The 18881-nt window shown below is 57.6% G+C and carries 17 protein-coding genes; 12 read left to right on the top strand and 5 right to left on the bottom strand.

From position 1 onward, the window contains the following. Nucleotides 1-347 precede the first annotated feature (347 nt). From ACB496_RS18805 to ACB496_RS18785, 5 genes are read left to right on the top strand one after another with little or no spacing between them, the layout of a single operon-like run. Entirely contained in the window at nt 348-1160 is an 813-nt protein-coding gene (locus ACB496_RS18805) for an ABC transporter ATP-binding protein (RefSeq protein ID WP_371973255.1), read from the top strand. Beyond that, entirely contained in the window at nt 1157-2140 is a 984-nt protein-coding gene (locus tag ACB496_RS18800; protein ID WP_371973254.1) for a FecCD family ABC transporter permease, read from the top strand. Before ACB496_RS18805 ends, ACB496_RS18800 begins: the two co-directional genes overlap by 4 nt. After that, nucleotides 2137-3189: a FecCD family ABC transporter permease gene (locus ACB496_RS18795; RefSeq protein ID WP_371973253.1), complete on the top strand. Its 1053-nt coding sequence runs from the start codon at nt 2137-2139 to the stop codon at nt 3187-3189. Before ACB496_RS18800 ends, ACB496_RS18795 begins: the two co-directional genes overlap by 4 nt. Nucleotides 3190-3201: 12 nt before the next feature. Beyond that, nucleotides 3202-4149: an iron-siderophore ABC transporter substrate-binding protein gene (locus ACB496_RS18790; RefSeq protein WP_102104779.1), complete on the top strand. Its 948-nt coding sequence runs from the start codon at nt 3202-3204 to the stop codon at nt 4147-4149. Then, on the top strand, nt 4146-5033 hold the full coding sequence (locus ACB496_RS18785; RefSeq protein WP_100778903.1) for a MurR/RpiR family transcriptional regulator: 888 nt from the start codon (nt 4146-4148) through the stop codon (nt 5031-5033). The genes ACB496_RS18790 and ACB496_RS18785 overlap by 4 nt, the downstream gene beginning before the upstream one ends. Before the next feature lie 21 nt (nt 5034-5054). Here ACB496_RS18785 and ACB496_RS18780 read toward each other — a convergent pair whose 3' ends face one another. Further along, nucleotides 5055-5894 carry a helix-turn-helix domain-containing protein gene (locus tag ACB496_RS18780; protein ID WP_371973252.1) on the bottom strand — a complete coding sequence of 280 codons (840 nt, stop codon included), beginning with the start codon at nt 5892-5894 and terminating at the stop codon, nt 5055-5057. A 166-nt stretch (nt 5895-6060) separates the two neighbouring features. On the opposite strand from ACB496_RS18780, the gene ACB496_RS18775 reads away from it, so the two are divergent. From ACB496_RS18775 to ACB496_RS18765, 3 genes are read left to right on the top strand one after another with little or no spacing between them, the layout of a single operon-like run. Continuing rightward, nucleotides 6061-7878 (top strand): DUF2264 domain-containing protein, encoded by a 1818-nt coding sequence (locus tag ACB496_RS18775; RefSeq protein ID WP_371975260.1) that lies wholly within the window; start codon nt 6061-6063, stop codon nt 7876-7878. 33 nt (nt 7879-7911) lie between these two features. After that, complete coding sequence (locus ACB496_RS18770; RefSeq protein ID WP_100778906.1) at nt 7912-9177, top strand: oligosaccharide MFS transporter; 1266 nt, start codon at nt 7912-7914, stop codon at nt 9175-9177. Between the two features lie 28 nt (nt 9178-9205). After that, entirely contained in the window at nt 9206-10393 is a 1188-nt protein-coding gene (locus tag ACB496_RS18765) for a glycoside hydrolase family 88 protein (protein WP_371973251.1), read from the top strand. A 92-nt stretch (nt 10394-10485) separates the two neighbouring features. Here the strand turns inward: ACB496_RS18765 and ACB496_RS18760 are convergent, their stop codons facing one another. The 4 genes from ACB496_RS18760 to qseB all read right to left on the bottom strand — a co-directional run bounded on the left by ACB496_RS18760 (nt 10486) and on the right by qseB (nt 13581). Further along, the gene (locus ACB496_RS18760) at nt 10486-10800 is read right to left on the bottom strand and encodes a putative quinol monooxygenase (RefSeq protein WP_100778908.1); all 315 of its coding nucleotides are present in this window, start codon (nt 10798-10800) and stop codon (nt 10486-10488) included. 87 nt (nt 10801-10887) lie between these two features. Then, the gene (locus ACB496_RS18755; protein WP_100778909.1) at nt 10888-11469 is read right to left on the bottom strand and encodes an NAD(P)H-dependent oxidoreductase; all 582 of its coding nucleotides are present in this window, start codon (nt 11467-11469) and stop codon (nt 10888-10890) included. Between the two features lie 106 nt (nt 11470-11575). Beyond that, entirely contained in the window at nt 11576-12925 is a 1350-nt protein-coding gene (gene qseC, locus ACB496_RS18750; protein ID WP_371973250.1) for a quorum sensing histidine kinase QseC, read from the bottom strand. Beyond that, nucleotides 12922-13581 (bottom strand): quorum sensing response regulator transcription factor QseB, encoded by a 660-nt coding sequence (gene qseB, locus ACB496_RS18745; RefSeq protein WP_102104774.1) that lies wholly within the window; start codon nt 13579-13581, stop codon nt 12922-12924. The genes qseC and qseB overlap by 4 nt, the downstream gene beginning before the upstream one ends. A gap of 150 nt (nt 13582-13731) precedes the next feature. Here qseB and ACB496_RS18740 point away from each other — a divergent pair, with 150 nt between their 5' ends. From ACB496_RS18740 to ftsP, 4 genes are all read left to right on the top strand, one after another. Then, nucleotides 13732-14133: a YgiW/YdeI family stress tolerance OB fold protein gene (locus ACB496_RS18740; RefSeq protein ID WP_100778912.1), complete on the top strand. Its 402-nt coding sequence runs from the start codon at nt 13732-13734 to the stop codon at nt 14131-14133. Between the two features lie 119 nt (nt 14134-14252). After that, a complete protein-coding gene (gene parC / locus ACB496_RS18735) occupies nt 14253-16511 on the top strand; it encodes a DNA topoisomerase IV subunit A (protein WP_371973249.1) in 2259 nt (752 codons plus the stop codon). 122 nt (nt 16512-16633) lie between these two features. Next, complete coding sequence (plsC, locus tag ACB496_RS18730; RefSeq protein ID WP_100778914.1) at nt 16634-17371, top strand: 1-acylglycerol-3-phosphate O-acyltransferase; 738 nt, start codon at nt 16634-16636, stop codon at nt 17369-17371. A gap of 57 nt (nt 17372-17428) precedes the next feature. Next, a complete protein-coding gene (gene ftsP, locus ACB496_RS18725; RefSeq protein WP_100778915.1) occupies nt 17429-18841 on the top strand; it encodes a cell division protein FtsP in 1413 nt (470 codons plus the stop codon). Nucleotides 18842-18881 lie beyond the last annotated feature (40 nt).

Genomic DNA, 18881 nt, shown 5'->3' with positions numbered 1-18881 from the left:
CGCGAGTGAAGATGGTGTGTCATTGCCCGTAAAGCGCTACCCGTTTGCCTGTGCGGAGTCGGGTATGTAATTGAGAATCATTCAATCATGCAGGAATGTAGTAGTAAATGGAAAAAAGCAAAATTCGGCTACAGCAAAAAATCGCCTGATATGAGATGCCTGTAAAAAATGTAATTCACTGAAAATAATCAATTAATGACTTTCTTGGAACATGCGTATCGGTCGACTAATCCCTGGTTTTTTCAGGGTGTTTATCCCCTTGACTACTACATGGCGCAGCGGCAAACTCACAAAAGAGAATGAGATTTATTTTTATTTATTTGTTATTTGATTAAGTTGGCGCACACGTGGCTCATAACGCGACAAAGCAGGGGTTGGTTGTCGAAAACCTCTCTGCTGGCTATCAGAAAAAAATCATCGTCGATGATATTTCCCTCACTATCCCTTCTGAAAAAATGACCGTGCTGGTCGGGGCGAACGGCTGCGGGAAATCGACGCTTCTTAGTACGATGGCGCGTCTGTTGCAGCCGATGGGCGGCGCGGTGCTGCTCGACGGTAAAGTCCTGCACGACCAGCCAACCAAAGCGGTTTCACGCGAACTGGGCATTCTGCCGCAGTCGCCTTTGTTGCCGGAAGGGCTGACGGTGTTTGAGCTGGTCTCGCGCGGGCGCTTTCCCTGGCAGAATTTTATGCGCCAGTGGACCGATGCCGACGAACAGGCCGTGGAAGAGGCGCTGCGTCTGACCGGCACGCAAGCCTTCGCCCATCTGCCCGTCGAGAGTCTCTCGGGCGGTCAGCGCCAGCGCTGCTGGATCGCAATGGCGCTGGCGCAGCAAACGCCAGTGATTCTGCTGGACGAGCCGACGACTTTTCTCGATCTGCGCTATCAGGTGGAGATCCTCGAACTCCTGCACGATCTCACCCGTCACCACGGCCGGACGGTGGTGGTGGTGCTCCACGATCTTAACTTTGCGGTGAACTACGGCGATACGCTGGTCTTTTTACGCGAAGGCAAAGTGCAGGGCGTGCTTCATGAGGACGACGTCTGCACGCCGGAACTCATCAAAACGGTGTTTGATGTCGATGTGCAAATGTCGATCAACCCGATGACCGGCAAACCGTTCTTTATCCCGTTTCGTCGCGGTAGCGAAAAAGCATGATGCGCACAGGACTGGCTTCTGCTCTGTTTTTGGCGCTGCTGCTTATGAGCGCGATTGTCCATCTGGGCCTCGGCGCGCGGTTTATCGCCCCGCAGACCGTGGTGCAGGCGTTTCTGGCGTTTGACCCGCGCAACTTCGATCACAATGTGATCATCAACCTGCGCCTGCTGCGTCTGGCGGCAGCGCTTACTACCGGCGCTGCGCTCGGCGTGGCGGGTGTACTGCTGCAGGCGGTAATCCGCAATCCACTGGGTGAACCGCACATTCTGGGGCTAAACGCCGGAGCCGCACTGGCAGTGGTTTTAACCAGCGCCCTCGGGCTGGCGCTGCCGTTTGGGCGGCCGCTGATTGCGGCGGCGGGCGCGGCACTCCTGTTCCTGCTGGTGCTCGCGCTGTCGTCTGCCGGTCGCACTGGCCTGACGCCGATGAAAGTGACGCTCTGCGGCGTAGCGCTGTCGGCGTTCGCCTCATCCATCACCGCAGCGGTGCTGATCCTTGATGAACAAACCCTGCTGGCGATGCGCACCTGGCTGGCTGGCGATCTGGCAGGCTTAAGCTGGGCGGCCACGCAAAACGCCGCCTGGGTCGCGGCGGGCGGATTGGCCCTTTCCCTGGTCATTTCACCTTCCCTGAACATGCTGGCGCTGGGCGATCGCATGGCGCAGGGGCTAGGCGTGTCCCTTATCCGCACGCGGATACTCGCGCTGATCGCCATCGCGTTACTGTGCGGTGCCGCCGTGTCGATCGCCGGGCCGATTGGGTTTATCGGCCTCGTTGTTCCACAGCTGATTCGCCGTCTGGTGTCGGTGGATTTGCGCGTCATGGTGCCGCTCTCGGCCTGCTGCGGCGCACTGGTGTTACTGCTGGCAGATATCGCCGCGCGCACCCTGTTTATGCCCCACGAACTGGCGACCGGCGTGATGACCGCGCTGGTGGGCGCGCCCGTGTTTATCCTGATTGCCGCGAGGATGTTCCGATGAGCCGGGCCGTGCTGCGCGCCGAATTACGCCCGCTGCGTTGGGGCCGATTTTCAACCCTGATCCGCCCCAAAGCGCTGGCGTGGTTAGCCGTTTTAACCGCGTTGATCTCCGCGCTGCTGGTCATGGGCCTGACCCACGGCACACTTCCGGTTCCCACCTCAGACGTGGCCCGCGCGCTGTTTTCTCCTGACGCTCTTAGCCCCGACGCGCGCTACATCGTGCAGGATATCCGTCTGCCGCGCCTGCTGATGGCAGTGCTCTGCGGGGCGATGCTGGGCATGGCGGGTGCGGCGATGCAGTCCATCACCCGCAACGGTCTGGCCGATCCGGGGCTGATCGGCGTGAAAGAGGGGTGTAGCGTGGCGGTACTGCTGCTGATTTTCCAGTTCCCGGCGATGTCAGTGTTCTGGCGTCCGGTCGTAGGGATGGCGGGCGGGTTGCTGACGGCGCTGCTGGTGGTGGTGCTCGCCCGCGATATTTCTCGTCCGCGTTTTATCCTGATTGGCATCGGCGTCTCCTGGACCTTTGCCGCTGGAATGGGCGTCTTTATGACGACGGCAGACGTGCGCGACGTACAGACCGCGCTGCTGTGGCTGGCTGGCAGCCTGCATGCCGCCAGCTGGCCGCTGGTGAGTGTGGCGGCAGGCTGGGCGCTGCCCGGGTTTGCGCTGCTGCTGTTGACGGCCCGCGCGGCAGATGTCGCACTGCTCGGTAACCAGACGGCCACCGGGCTGGGTGTGCGCACCGCACGTCTGGCCCTGATTCGTGTGCTGGCCCCGGTGCTGCTGACGGCCGCCTGTGTGTCATGCGTCGGGAGCATTGGATTTGTCGGTTTGATTGCGCCGCACATGGCGCGTTTTCTGCTGCGCGGCGGCCAGACCACGTTGCTTGTGGGCAGTGCGGCGCTGGGCGCGCTGCTGGTTCTGCTGGCAGATAATGTCGGGCGGCTGGCGTTTCTGCCGCTGCAACTGCCTGCGGGCATTGTTATCTCGCTGATTGGCGGGCCGTTTTTCCTGGTGCTGCTCTGGGCGCGCCGGGACCGGTTTTAAAAGGGGAGTGTTATGCGCGTAGTGTTAATGTTGCTGCTGCTGGCGGGCTTTTCCGCAAGCGCCGCTGAACCTGTTCAAACCTTTACCGACGATCTGGGGCGCACGGTCACGGTGCCGCTACACCCGAAACGCATCGTCTCGCTGCACGATCTCGACATCACCATTCCTCTGATTGAACTCGGTGTGCCGCCGGTGGCGAGCCATGGACGTACGCGCCCGGACGGCAGCCATTTTATTCGCTCCGGCGGGCTGCTGACGGGTGTGGATTTTGATAACTCTGCGATTCAGTTTATCGGCACTGCGGATATCGATATTGAAGCCATCGCCGCCGCCAGGCCGGATCTGATCATCACCGAGCCAACCCGCAATACGCCTGTCGCGATGCTGGAGAAAATCGCGCCAACGGTGAGCATCGATCACCTCGACGGCGGAGCGCCGGAAATCTACCGCAAGCTGGCGCAGTTAACCGGCACGCAGGCGCGGCTGAAAATTCTTGAACGTCGTTACCAGGAGCAGATCAAGGCGCTAAAAGCGACGATTGATACGCACAAAATCAGCGTCGCGGTGATTCAAGCTAATCAGGGCAAAATCACCGTGATGCACAGCTATCACTCTTTAGGGCGCGTGCTGCGCGATGCCGGATTCACCTTCCCGAAGCTTATCGACGCGATTCCAGAAGGCGGGCGTATCGACGTCAGCGCTGAACGTTTGCCGGAGCTGGATGCGGATTTCGTCTTTGCCACCTGGCGCGGCGATACGGGCGGTAAACCGCAGGATGAGCTGGCAGCGATGGAGGCGGTGATGCCCGGCTGGTGTCAGTTCCTTAATGCCTGTCGCACCGGACATTACGTGCTGATCTCACGCGAGGAGGCAATCTCCAACTCCTTTGCCTCGCTGGGATTAATGGCGGCGCAGGTGCAGTCACAAATCGCCGGGCGTCCGCTGCCGGAGGCGAAATGATTAGAAAAGACAAATCGCGGGTCGATCTCTACGGCGAGCGTTTTCGTGCTCGCGGGCATCAGCTGACGCCGCGTCTGCTGCTGGTGGCCAGCTACATCAACGATAACCGCGAAGCGGTGATGGAGCAGACGGCGATGGAGATTGCCGCGCTGCTGAAAACCTCTGATGCCACCGTGGTGCGGGCGATTCAGGCGCTGGGCTTTGCCGGTTTACGCGACCTCAAACAGACGCTTGAACACTGGTTTGGCCCCACGCTCAGCTCGAGCGAGAAGATCACCACCACGGTGAAAGCGCTGACCAGCGACGTCAATTCGAGCATCGATTTCGTCCTCGAAGGGCATCAGCACACCTGCGAAGTGCTGTCTGAACCGGCCAACCGCTACGCCCTGGCGCAGGCGGTGGCGTTGCTGGGCGAAGCGCGGCAGGTGGCGATTTTTGGCATCGGCGCGTCGGGAATTCTGGCGGAATACACCGCGCGACTGTTCAGTCGCATTGGCCTGCCGGCGACGGCACTGAACCGCACCGGAATTAACCTTGCCGAGCAGCTGATCGAACTCCAGCGCGGGGATGTGCTGGTGATGATGGCGCAAAAATCCGCGCACCGGGAAGGGCAGACGACCCTTCGCGAAGCCCGGCGTCTGGGGATCCCAACCATCCTGCTCACCAACGCCGTCGATTCGCGTTTCAGCAAAGAGGCGAGCGTGGTGATCCACGTTCCGCGCGGCAATGAAAAAGGCAAAATCCCGCTGCATGGTACGGTGATGCTGTGTCTGGAGATGATTGTGCTGTCGGTGGCCTCCACCGCGCCGCAGCGCACGATTAAGTCCATGAAGCGTATCAATGAATTTCACCGTGGATTAAAGCCGGGTAAGAAAAGCGCGTGAACCTGCCGGGCAAAATACCGCTCAACGTCCCGAATGATTTTTCCGGTACTGAAGGGGTGTCTCGCCGATGCCCTTCCTGAAGGCGCTGATAAAGTAGGTCACGTCAGAAAACCCGACCCGCGCACCGATATCCCGCACGCTCTCTTCGCTGTGTAACAGGCATTCACAGGCTTTTCGCAGCCGCAGCGTATTCAGGTAATCATGAATTTTCTCGCCCGTTTCCAGATGGAATTTGCGGGAAACGTAGCTGCGGGATTTGCCCAGTTCCGCCGCCAGCGCATCGAGGCTAAATTTAACCTGATAGTTATCATCCAGCCAGAACATCACCTGGCTGGCGATGCCGTGGCTGCTGCCGGGCGCGCCGTCGCTGTCGTCCGGCAGCATGGCAAACAGCGCAATCAGCAGACTGGCGATACTTTCGCTGTTCATCGGCGGCTGGTAGCAGCTCAGCAGGTGATGAATGTGAACCTGACAGTGAGCAACATCAGCGACCCAAGCTGGCCCGCCGCGTCGTGACAGTTTTTGCAACCGCTGCTGCGCCTGCGGAAAATCTCGCAGCACTTTCAGCACCGCGTGATGATCGAGATGAATAATAGTGCGGCGATAAATCGCTTCGGCCTGTTCATCCACCATCACCTTATGCAGGGTAAACGGCGGGAAGAAAAACAGCCGTCCGGGGCGCATGGTGTAGTGGCGGTTATCGACAATCGCCACGCCAAATCCCTCTTCGACATAGAGAATTTCCAGACACTGATGCCAGTGGTGGTAGCGCACCGTATTGGCGAACAGGCGGCTGAACGACACGATGGTGTCATTCAGGGCGATCAGCTCCAGATGGTCGGATTTTGGCGTGTCGCGCATAGTGCAATAAAACTCAACTTTTCCCCGTCTCTTTCTCGTTATAAACCACCTTTTTAAATTTTCTCAACTTCAGGTTTATTCATCTCTCTTCCCTGTGACACGGCTAACATTTCTGAGGGTTATGCATTCACTATTCTTTGCCGCAGATGATTACGAGGACGAGCGTATGTGGGCGGCAAAGAAAGAAACATCAAATCCGTTGTCTTCCCGTCAGGATGTGGTGGCGGAGCTAAATACCCTGTTAGGTGCGCTGGACAAGCAGTTTGCGCCGGGCAGTTCACGCATTTCGCTGGGTGATACCTGCGCGCACTACGCGACGGATATTGCCGAAATGGAAGGGCTGTCGCGTGCCCTGTGGGGGCTGTTTCCGCTGCTGGCTTCCGGCGAGCGCACGCCTTACAGCGAGAAATACATCACTGCGATTAAACAGGGCACGGACCCGCAAAGCGCGGGTTACTGGGGCGAAACCGCGCCTTACGATCAGCGTCTGGTGGAGATGGCGGCCTATGGCCTTGGGCTTGCGCTGTTGCAAAACCGGCTCACGGATCTCTTCAGCGAGCGGGAGGTGCAAAACCTGCACGCCTGGCTGAATCAGATCACCGATGCCCAGATGCCGGACAGCAACTGGAACTATTTTGCCATTATGGTCCAGCTTGGTTTTAAACGCGCCGGACTGCCGTTCGACCAGTCTGCCATCGATCGTCGCTTTGCGCTGATGGACGCTTACTACCTCGGCGACGGCTGGTATTCCGATGGCGTGGGCCGCCCGAAAGACTATTACATCTCGATGGCGTTCCACTTCTATGGCCTGATCTACGCCACCCTGAGCGGCGACGAGGCGCGGGCCGCAGTGCTGCGCGATCGCGCCCGCCAGTTTGCCGACGATTTTATCTTTATGTCTGCCGCCGACGGGGCATCGATCCCCTTTGGCCGCAGCCTGACCTACCGTTTTGCGATGGTCGCGTTCTGGAGCGCGGTGGCATTTTCTGAACTGGATGTGTTCACGCCGGGCATTGTAAAAGGGATCATTCTGCGTCATCTGCGCTGGTGGCAGCAGCAGCCGATCCTCGATCGCGAAGGTATTCTGACGCTCGGTTTTGCCTATCCCAATCTGGCGATGTGCGAGGATTACAACTCGCCGGGATCGCCGTACTGGGCGCTGAAAACCTACCTGATCCTTGCGCTGGGTGAAGATCATCCGTTCTGGCAGGCACAGGAACAACCGTTGCCGGAACGCGCTGAAAAACACGTTATCCCCAACGCGCAGCAGATCCTGATCCACGCCGACAATTCACAGCACGCGACCCTGCTCACCGCCGGGCAGCTGGAGCTGAACAATTACGTCAACACCGAGGCGAAGTACACCAAATTTGCCTACTCCAGCCGCTTTGGTTTCACCATTGAGCGCGGACGCTACGGCATCAAACACGCGGCCTGCGACTCGATGCTGCTGCTCAGTGATGGCGATAACTATTTCCGGGGTCGCCGCGACTGCGACGCGGTGCGCGTTGATGAGAACTTCATTTTCTCGCGCTGGTCGCCGTGGCACGACGTGCAGATCGACACCTGGCTGGTGCCGTTCGGCGAGTGGCATCTGCGTCTGCATCGCATCAATAGCGCGCGCACCTTGCAGACGGTGGAAGGGGGCTTTGCGGTGATCAAAACGGCGCATCGCCTGCAGGCGCGCGGCTGTGTCCTGAATGCGGAAAATGGCAGCAGCGTGATTGTCGATCTGTCGCCCGATCTTTCGCGCCAGCCCGACAGCATCGTTACGCCGCCGAACAGCAGCGTGATGTTTGCGCAATGCGCATCGATTCCTGTGCTTGCCACACAAATTCCGGCCGGGGAAAGCTGGCTCTGCTGCGCTGTCACCGCTTCCGGAGAGCAGAAAAACTACGCGGTCACGCCGCAGCTGAAAATAAACAATAACCAGGTCGTGATTCACGAACCGGGCAGCGAACGTCAGTTGTCGTTCTTTATATAAACACTCTGGACCCTACCTGTTGGCGAGGATTCTATGAAAATCAGCTCAACGAATAAAACCGAATATTACAAAATCAGTACCTTTATTTTTCTCTATTTCTTTACCTGGTCGGCCAGTATTGGCCTGCTGGCAATCTGGCTCGGCCAAAAAGCGAATCTGAGCGGTTCGGTGATTGGTACGGTATTTGCGGTTAACGGTGTCTTCTCCGTTATTCTGAAACCTATTTACGGCTATATTCTCGATAAAATCGGGATGAGCAAATATCTGCTCTATTTTGTGGTGGCCATGTCGGCCCTGATGGCACCGTTCTTTATTTACGTCTATCAGCCGCTGTTGATGTCCAACACACTGCTCGGGATTATTATCGGTGCGCTCTATTTAAGCTTTGCCTGGTATGCGGGCGTGGCGGCGTGCGAATCCTATTCCGATCGCTTTAGCCGGTTGAACGGCATGGAGTTTGGTCAGATTCGTATGTGGGGTTCACTCGGCTGGGCAGTGGCGTCATCCTTCTCCGGCCTGCTGTTTAACCTCTCTCCGGCGTATAACTTTATTATGGGCAGCGTCGCGTCGGTCATCATGCTGATTGTCCTGCTAAACCTGAAAGTGAACACTAACTCCGTTCATGCCGGGGAAGTGCTGACCAAAGAAAAAATCGCGCCGTCGGACGTCTACGCGCTGCTGCGTAACCGCAAGTTTTGGGCCTTCTGCCTGTACGTGGCGGGCGTGGCGTGGATGATGTTTATTGCTGAGCAGCAGTTCTCGCGCTACTTCGTCACTTTCTTCGACGATGTGCATCAGGGCAACGCGGTCTTTGGCTATCTGGGCACGGTACAGTCGGGGATGGAATTCCTGATGTATATGGTGATCCCGCTGTTCGTTAACTTTATAGGTGCCAAACGCGGATTATTAATTGTGGGATTAGTAGTGGGCGCACGCCTGATTATTTCCGGCATGTGCGATTCCCACCTGTTAATTTCGATTCTGAAACCGTTATACGGCCTGGAAATCTGTCTGCTGCTGGTGTCGGTATTTAAATATATCGCCGAGCATTTCGACAAACGCGTCAACGCCACCATGTATTTATTAGGCTATCAGGCGATGCTGTATGTCGGAAACGTGGTGGTGTCATCGCCTGCCGGATATATGTATGACCGTATCGGCTTTGAGCAGACTTATATCATCATGGGTGCCACGGCACTGACATTTACCCTTATTTCTGCCTTTACCTTATCTGCCTGCCAGAGCAAATGGCGCGGCGCGCAGGCCATCAACATCGCAGAACAAAATCCATCACGCTAATTTTTGCTGTCAAAGAAGGAACCGAAATATGTTAAATCGTATCGCAGAGGAACGCCTGTCCGATATTCCTGCACCCGTTGATGCGCGCGTGTTCAGTGATGAATTAAGCTCGGCGCGGAATCACGTCCTCGAACTGATTAGCCGTCATTTAACGGAGTTCGGTGAAAAATTCCCGGCTGAAACCTGTGTAGAGGGCTTTTATCCCCTGACGGAAAACGTGGAATGGACTACCAGTTTCTGGACCGGGCAGCTTTGGCTGGCGTGGGAGATGAGCGGAGACGAGAAATTCCGTGCGCTGGCCGAGAAAAACGTCCGCTCATTTGGCCTGCGCATCGCCGGGCGAAATGATACCAATACCCACGATTTAGGCTTCCTCTATACCCTGTCGTGCGTGGCGGCCTGGCGTCTGACGGGCAATCGCGAGGCGCGTGGTTTCTCGCTGCTGGCCGCCGAAGCGCTGCTTGAGCGCTTCCACGAGAAGGCGAAGATCATCCAGGCGTGGGGCGATCTGTCCGACCCGGAGCAGGCCGGACGAATGATCATCGACTGCAACATGAACCTGCCGTTGCTCTACTGGGCGACGGAGCAGACCGGCGATCCGCGCTTTGCCGACGCGGCGAAAGCGCACGTGATGCAGGCGGCGACCTACCTGATCCGCGAGGACGCGTCAACGTTCCACACCTACTACATGGACGTCAAAACCGGTGCGCCGCGCTACGGCAATACGCAGCAGGGCTACGCGGATGACTCCTGCTGGTCGCGCGGCCAGGCGTGGGGAATTTACGGTTTCCTGCTGAGCTACATCTATACCGGCGACGAGACGATGATCGCCCTGTCGAAACGGCTGGCGAACTATTTCCTGAACCGCCTGCCGGAGGATTACGTTTGTCACTGGGATCTGGCGCTGGTGGGCACCGATGCCCTGCGCGATTCATCGTCGGCGGCGATTGCGGTGTGCGGCCTGCTGGAGCTGGTTAAGCACCTGCCGGTGACGGACCCGGATCGCGAGCGCTATCTGGAGTGGGCGAAAGGGATGATGTCATCGTTGACCCGTCACTATCTGATGGGCAAAGACGAGAAGGGTAACGGGCTGCTGAAGCACTCGGTTTACCATCTGGCGAGCAATAAGGGCGTGGATGAGTGCGCGAGCTGGGGGGATTACTTCTACGTGGAGGCGCTGGTGCGTTTTACCCAGAGCTGGAAGTTGTACTGGTAATAAAAAAGCCCGGTGGCGCTAAGCTTACCGGGCCTCTGGCTCAGGTTTTGAATGCCGGGTAAACGCGGTGTCGCCCGGCAAAAGACAAAAACTTAAACCCCTTGCTCCAGAATACGGATATGCGTTTCCAGAACGTTCCCTTTCACTGCTTCGCTCCACGCTTTCATGTGCGCGGTTTGCAGATGCGCTTCCAGGTGTGCCACGGTTTCCCACAGTTCAACCATGATGATTGAATCGGGCGCGGTGGTCTGGAAGCTTACGCCTGCGGCAGCGTCCACCATCGGCGCGTAGCCGTGGCAGCCTTCTTCTTTCAGAACGGTCGGGATAATTTTCACGAATTCATCCAGCACCGCCTGACGGTGATGTTGACCTGGACGAGTGCGAATTTCAGCAATAACGGTAAGCATGGTTAACTCCTTCTCTACCCGGCATACTTCAAGTTGCAGCTGCGTTGGCTGCAACTCGAATTAATTGGGTCTTAATTGAATAACCAGTTAAGCAAAAATCTCAGCCAGATGCTTGCGATATTCTGCGATATAGCGCGGCACGTCCGGCATTTTAATCACGTCGTTGACGATAAAGGTCGGCAGTGGCTCCAGCGCCAGGAACTGGTTGGCTTTATGGAACGGCAGGTAAGCCCCGTCCACGCCAACGCCGTGGAAGAACTGATCTTCATCGGTGAAGGCATCCAGCGGCGCGTTCCAGGTCAGGGACAGCATGTATTTTTTACCGTGCAGCAGACCGCCGGAACCGTATTTTTTAGAGGCGTCGGAACGGGTGCGGCCATCGCTGGCGTACAGGGAACCGTGACCTTCGGTGAAGACATCGTCCATGTACTTTTTGACGGTCCACGGTGCGCCCATCCACCAGCCTGGCATCTGCCAGACAATCACGTCGGCCCACAGGAAATTCTGCACTTCGGTTTTGACGTCGTAATCACTGTCGGCGCGAACCACTTTAACATCATGCCCGGCGTCGCGCAGGAAACCATCCGCGACCTCGGTCAGGGTGTCATTCAGTTGGCCGTTAGAGTGGGCGAATTTTTTCGCACCGTTGATAATCAGAATGTTGCTCATTATTTGTCCTCAGACTGGCAAGTTTGGCAGTCATGTTACCCGTAATAACGGTGCGGAAAAATGAGCAAAATGTGCAAAGTCTTTTGCTTATAGCGCAATAATCCAACTACCAGCTTACTGACGCTTCAAACCCGCCTTCGCGCGCGTTGGCGAGCGTTACCCGCATGCCGTGCAGCGTCGCAATGCGTTTGACGATGGATAATCCCAGCCCGCTGCCGGTCTGCTCCTGGCCCGGAGGACGATAAAAACGTTCGCCGATGCGCGCCAGCGCGTCCGGCGAAATCCCCGGCCCGTTGTCGCGTACGGTAAAACTCTGCGCATCCAGCGTGACATCCACCACGCTTCCACGCGGGCTGTAGCGCACGGCGTTATCCAGCAGGTTGCGCACCAGCAGGCTCAGTAGCAGCGGCTGGCCGGCGCGCGCCACCTGAGGCGCGTGAATGTTGAGGCGCAATTCGATGCCCGCCTGCTGCGCCGAATGGTAACTGTCCATCACCGACGATTGCAGCAGATCGGCCATCGCGATCGTCTGGACATCATCGAGGTTTTCCAGTGAGTCGAGGCGCGACAGCGTGAGGAGCTGATCCACCAGCCGCGAGGCACGGTCGATGCCTGCGTGAAGCTGGTTGAGCGCTTTCGCCTGCGCCTCGGGATCGTCCAGCGACAGTTGCGCCACTTCGGTTTGCACCTTCAGAGCGGTGAGTGGGCTGCGCAGTTCGTGGGCGGCATCGGAGGTAAAGCGCCGCTCGCGGGTCATCATCTCCTGCGTGCGGGCAAAAAGATGATTCAGGGCGTCGAGCAGCGGGCGCACCTCCGTCGGCAGCCCATCGGTTCCCAGCCGGTCGGTGGCGTCGGGTGAACGACGGCGCAAGGTCAGGGCGAGGTTTTTCAGAGGGCGCAGTTCGCGCGCGAGTAAAACAATCAGCAAAAGCAGCATCAGCGGCAGCGCCACCATCCATGGGGTCAGCTGCGAAGTGACAATATCCAGCGCCATCTCCTGGCGATACTCCCACTCTTGCCCGACGACAATCCGGTATTTCCCGTTCGGCGCGGTCAGCCACAGGAAACGCCACGCGTCGTTGTCATCCTTCAGCCGCCCGTCGGTAAATCCGTCGCGACGATAGTGATAAGGAATATCCCGGCCATTTTCGCCGTCGTTCAGCAGCATTTTCCCGTCGCTGGCGTAGATGGCAAACGCCAGCGCGTCGTCATCAAGATGGCCATGTTTGGCTTTTTTTGGCACGTCGCTCATCCGCATGGGCGCGTTAAGCTCGTCGAGATCCATGGTCATCAGCCGTTTGGCAAACAGCATCTGCTGGGTATCGAACAGTTTATCGAGCTTGTGGGTGGTCTGCTGCCAGGCTACCACGCTTGCCGCCAGCCATGCGCCGAGGGACAGCACGAGAAAAAGTAGCGTCAGGCGCAGTTTCAGGCTTAAGCGTTGAGTCAGTTTCATGCGTCACCCAGGGTATAGCCGATGCCGTGAACGGTGCGGATAAAATGGCTGCCGAGCTTGCGGCGTAAATGGTGAACGTGGACTTCGACGGCGTTGCTGGAGACGTCGTCGTCCCAGGTATAGAGCTTTTCTTCGATAAGCTTGCGCGGCAGCACGCGCCCGGCGTTACGCATCAGCAGCTCCAGCAGGGCGAACTCTTTCGGTTTAAGGGCCAGCGTTTCGCCGTTAAGCGTAGCAACCAGGCTTGTGGGGTCCAGCGTCACGTTGCCGTGGCGCAGTTCGCTGCGGGATTTGCCGTGGCTGCGGCGCAGCAGTGCTTCAAGCCGCGCCGCCACTTCGACCAGGGCAAAGGGTTTGCACAGATAGTCGTCCGCGCCGAGACGCAGACCTTCGACGCGCTGATCGAGGGCATCGCGCGCGGTGAGGATCAGCACCGGCTCGCTGCGCCCGTTTTCGCGCCAGTCGCGCAGGATGTCGAGGCCGTCCATGCCCGGCAGCGTCAGGTCGAGTACCACCGCATCGAAAGGGGCGGTATAGAGCGCGGCCTTGCCTGTGCTGCCGTCGGTAAACCAGTCAACGCTAAAGCCCATTTTGCTTAAGCCCGCTTTGATGCCGTCGCCAATCAGCCTGTCGTCTTCTACCAGTAAGATGCGCATGTTCCCCTCCTTGATGCTGCGGTTTATGTGCAGTAAACCCCCTGTGACATCATGCTGTACAGCAAAAAAAATTAAATTTTCCCCTTAAGAAGTTGTTAAGGTTTACCCTGTTTAATGGCGTTCTAAACAACATTAAAGGGAGAGATAACGATGAAAAAATTCGCAGCTATTACGGCAATCATGATGATGACCACGGCTCCGGTATTTGCTGCAGAAGGCGGCTTTAACGGTCCATCTGCAACGCCTGCACAAACCCAAACCCAGCAGGGCGGATTTGTGGACAATAACGCTAACCTGACCACCGCGGCCAAAGTCAAAGATCAGAAGGACGACAGCTGGGTCAAACTGCGCGGTAACATTACCGAGCGCCTGTCCGACGACCGCTACCTGTTCCGCGACACCACCGGTACGGTGAATGTGGAAATTGACCACAAACGCTGGAACGGGCAGACCATCACCCCGCAGGATCAGGTCGAGATTCAGGGTAAGGTCGATAAAGAGTGGAATGAGTTTGAAATCGACGTCAAACAAGTTATCAAACTGAACAAATAATGACGAAAAGGGCCGATTCTGCGGCCCTTTTTCTTTGTGACTCAACTCGTCAGATAGGGTAGTATCTGCGGCAATATTGCCTGAAACCCACAGGTTTCTGAGTTGAGGAATGACATTTAATGAGCGATATGGCAGAGCGCCTCGCGCTACATGAATTCACTGAAAACGCCTATCTGAACTATTCCATGTACGTCATCATGGACAGGGCACTGCCGTTTATCGGCGATGGCCTGAAACCCGTTCAGCGTCGCATCGTTTACGCGATGTCTGAGCTGGGCCTGAACGCCAGCGCCAAATTCAAAAAATCCGCCCGTACCGTGGGTGACGTGCTGGGTAAATACCATCCGCACGGCGACAGCGCCTGTTACGAAGCGATGGTGTTGATGGCGCAGCCGTTCTCCTACCGTTATCCGCTGGTCGATGGCCAGGGAAACTGGGGGGCACCGGACGATCCGAAATCTTTCGCCGCGATGCGTTACACCGAATCGCGCTTATCAAAATATGCAGAACTGCTGCTCGGCGAACTCGGCCAGGGCACGGTGGACTGGGTGCCAAACTTCGACGGCACGATGCAGGAGCCGAAAATGCTGCCTGCCCGTCTGCCGAATATCCTGCTGAACGGCACCACCGGCATCGCGGTTGGCATGGCGACGGATATTCCACCGCACAACCTGCGTGAAGTGGCGAAAGCCGCCATTACCCTGATTGAACAGCCGAAAACCACGCTGGATGAACTGCTGGATATCGTGCAAGGGCCGGACTATCCGACCGAAGCGGAGATCATCACCTCCCGCGCTGAAATCCGCAAAATCTACCAGAACGGTCGCGGATCTGTGCGCATGCGCGCGGTGTGGAATAAAGAAGACGGCGCCGTGGTCATTACCGCGTTGCCGCACCAGGTGTCCGGCGCGAAAGTGCTGGAGCAGATCGCCGCCCAGATGCGCAATAAAAAGCTGCCGATGGTCGACGACCTGCGCGACGAATCGGACCACGAAAACCCGACGCGTCTGGTGATTGTCCCACGCTCTAACCGCGTCGATATGGACCAGGTGATGAACCACCTGTTCGCCACTACCGATCTGGAAAAAAGCTACCGCATCAACCTGAACATGATCGGTCTGGATGGTCGTCCGTCGGTGAAAAACCTGCTGGAGATCCTCACTGAGTGGCTGGCGTTCCGTCGCGATACGGTGCGCCGCCGTCTGAACTATCGTCTGGAAAAAGTCCTTAAGCGCCTGCATATCCTTGAAGGTTTGCTGGTGGCGTTCCTCAATATCGATGAAGTGATTGAGATCATCCGCACCGAGGACGAGCCGAAGCCTGCGCTGATGTCGCGTTTTGGAATTAGCGAAACCCAGGCTGAAGCGATCCTCGAACTGAAATTGCGCCACCTCGCCAAACTGGAAGAGGTGAAAATTCGCGGCGAACAGAATGAGCTGGCGAAAGAGCGCGATCAGCTGCAGGCGATTCTGGCGTCCGAACGCAAGATGAGCAATTTGCTGAAGAAAGAGCTGCAGGCAGATGCGGAAGCTTTTGGCGACGACCGTCGTTCACCGCTGCAGGAGCGCGAAGAAGCGAAAGCGATGAACGAGCACGACATGCAGCCGTCTGAGCCGGTGACTATCGTGCTGTCCCAGAGCGGCTGGGTGCGCAGCGCGAAAGGCCACGATATCGACGCGCCGGGGCTGAGCTACAAATCCGGCGATAGCTTCAAATCGGCGGTGAAAGGCAAGAGTAACCAGCCGGTGGTGTTCCTTGATTCCACCGGGCGCAGCTACGCCATCGACCCGATCACGTTGCCGTCGGCGCGCGGGCAGGGCGAGCCAATCACCGGCAAGCTGACGCTGCCACCGGGTGCGACCGTTGATCATATGCTGATGGAAGGCGAAGAGCAGAAGCTGCTGATGGCCTCCGATGCCGGTTACGGTTTCATCTGTACCTTCAACGATCTGATTGCCCGTAACCGCGCGGGTAAAGCGATGATCAGCCTGCCGGATAACGCCCACGTTATGCCGCCGCTGGTGATCGAGAACGACAGCGATATGCTGCTGGCGATCACCCAGGCTGGACGGATGCTGATGTTCCCGGTCAGCGACCTGCCGCAGCTGTCGAAAGGCAAGGGCAACAAGATCATCAATATCCCGGCGGCGGAAGCCGCAAAAGGCGAAGACGGTCTGGCGCATCTCTTCATTCTGCCGCCGCAAAGCACGCTGACCATTCATGTCGGCAAGCGTAAGATCAAACTGCGTCCGGAAGAGTTGCAGAAAGTGGTGGGCGAGCGCGGGCGTCGCGGCTCGCTGATGCGCGGGCTGCAGCGTATCGACCGCGTGGAGATTGACTCTCCACTGCGTGCGAAATCGGGCGATAGCGAAGAGTAATGTGCCTCTCCCCCTCCGTTCGGGAGGGGGTTCTCGCTAAAATTATCTGTCTTTACACAAAGTCCTTACCTGGCTGGCATTGGAGTATATAATTGTCAGCTGTTAGGGCTTCTGAGGTCGCTATGCTATTCATTGTTCGTGCAATTCTCACCGTTATCTACTGCATTCTGGTCTGCGTGTTCGGCTGCATTTACTGCCTGTTCAGCCCGCGTAACCCGAAGCATGTCTCCACCTTTGGCCGCATGTTTGGTCGACTGGCGCCGCTGTATGGCCTGAAGGTCGAAACCCGCTTGCCGGAAGGCGCAGAAAATTTCGGCAACGCCATCTATATCGGTAATCATCAGAATAACTACGATATGGTCACCGCCGCGAACATCGTGCTGCCGCCAACGGTCACGGTGGGTAAAAAGAGCCTGCTGTGGGTGCCGTTCTTCGGCCTGCTGTACTGGCTCACGGGTAACTTGCTGATCGATCGTAATAACCGCGCCAAAGCGCACAGCACCATTGCCGAAGTGGTCAATCACTTTAAGAAACGTAAAATCTCTATCTGGATGTTCCCGGAAGGGACGCGCAGCCGCGGTCGCGGCCTGCTGCCATTTAAAACTGGCGCGTTTCACGCCGCAATTGCTGCAGGTGTGCCAATTATTCCTGTGTGTGTTTCCAATACTTCGAATAAAATTAACCTTAACCGCCTGAAAAACGGGCTGGTAATTGTTGAGATGCTGCCACCCGTGGACACCAGCAAATACGGTAAAGACCAGGTGCGTGAACTGGCTGCCCATTGCCGTGAGCTGATGGCGCGTCAAATCGAAGTGCTCGACAAAGAAGTCGCAGAGAGAGAAGCCTCCGGCAAGATTTAACCGGAGTTTCAGGGAAATGAATTCCCGCGTTTTATCGTCGTTTCACATGGAGCAAATATGTCACTCAGTCGGCGTCAGTTTATTCAGGCTTCAGGAATCGCCCTTTGTGCTGGCGCGGTTCCGCTGACAGCCAACGCCGCCGGGCAGCAACAGCCGCTGCCCATTCCGCCGTTACTGGAATCTCGTCGTGGGCAACCGCTTTTCCTCACCATGCAGCGCACACACTGGTCCTTTACCCAGGGCACGCGCGCATCGGTCTGGGGGGTGAATGGCCGCTATCTCGGGCCGACGATCCGCGTCTGGAGCGGGGATGACGTAAAGCTCATTTACAGCAACCGCCTGGCGGAAAACGTCGCCATGACCATCAGCGGATTGCAGGTCCCCGGCCCACTGATGGGCGGCGCGGCGCGCATGATGACGCCGAGCGCTGACTGGGCACCCGTACTGCCGATTCGCCAGAGTGCCGCGACCCTGTGGTATCACGCGAACACGCCAAACCGCACGGCGCAGCAGGTCTACAACGGTCTGGCCGGAATGTGGCTGGTGGAAGACGACGTGAGTAAATCGCTGCCGATCCCGAACCACTACGGTGTCGATGATTTCCCGGTCATCATTCAGGACAAACGCCTCGATAACTTTGGCTCGCCGGAGTACAGCGAGCCGGGCAGCGGCGGTTTTGTCGGCGATACGCTGATGGTGAACGGCGCGCAAAGCCCGTACGTCGAAGTCTCTCGCGGCTGGGTCCGTCTGCGTTTGCTGAATGCGTCCAACTCCCGGCGCTATCAGCTGCAGATGAGCGATGGCCGCGCGCTGCATGTGATCTCCGGCGATCAGGGCTTTTTACCTGCGCCAGTTTCCGTTAAACAGCTGGCGCTGGCGCCGGGTGAACGGCGTGAAATCCTCGTCGATATGACCAACGGGGATGAAGTGTCGATTACCTGCGGCGAGGCGGCGAGCATCGTAGATCGTATTCGCGGCTTCTTCGAGCCGTCGAGCATTCTGGTGTCTACGCTGGTGTTGACCCTGCGTCCGACAGGCCTGTTACCGCTGGTGACGGACAGCCTGCCGATGCGTTTGCTGCCAGAAGAGATCCTGAGCGGGACGCCGGTGCGCAGTCGTGATATCAGCCTCGGCGACGATCCGGGGATCAACGGTGCGCTGTGGGACGTCAATCGTATCGATATTACAGCGCAGCAGGGCACCTGGGAGCGCTGGACGGTGCGTGCGGAGATGCCGCAGGCGTTCCATATCGAAGGGGTGAGTTTCCTGATCCGTAACGTCAACGGCGCGATGCCGTTCCCGGAAGATCGCGGCTGGAAAGATACGGTCTGGGTCGATGGGCAGGTAGAGCTGCTGGTCTACTACGGACAGCCTTCATGGCCGCACTTCCCGTTCCTGTTCCACAGCCAGACGCTGGAGATGTCGGATCGCGGTTCCGTAGGGCAGCTGTTGGTGAATCCGCTGGTCTAGCACGCTTTCACAGGCCGGGCGGTGGCTTCGCCTTACCCGG

The organism is Lelliottia nimipressuralis (assembly GCF_041464075.1).
Taxonomy (GTDB): Bacteria; Pseudomonadota; Gammaproteobacteria; order Enterobacterales; family Enterobacteriaceae; genus Enterobacter; species Enterobacter nimipressuralis.
This window is presented reverse-complemented; position numbering and strand designations above follow the sequence as displayed.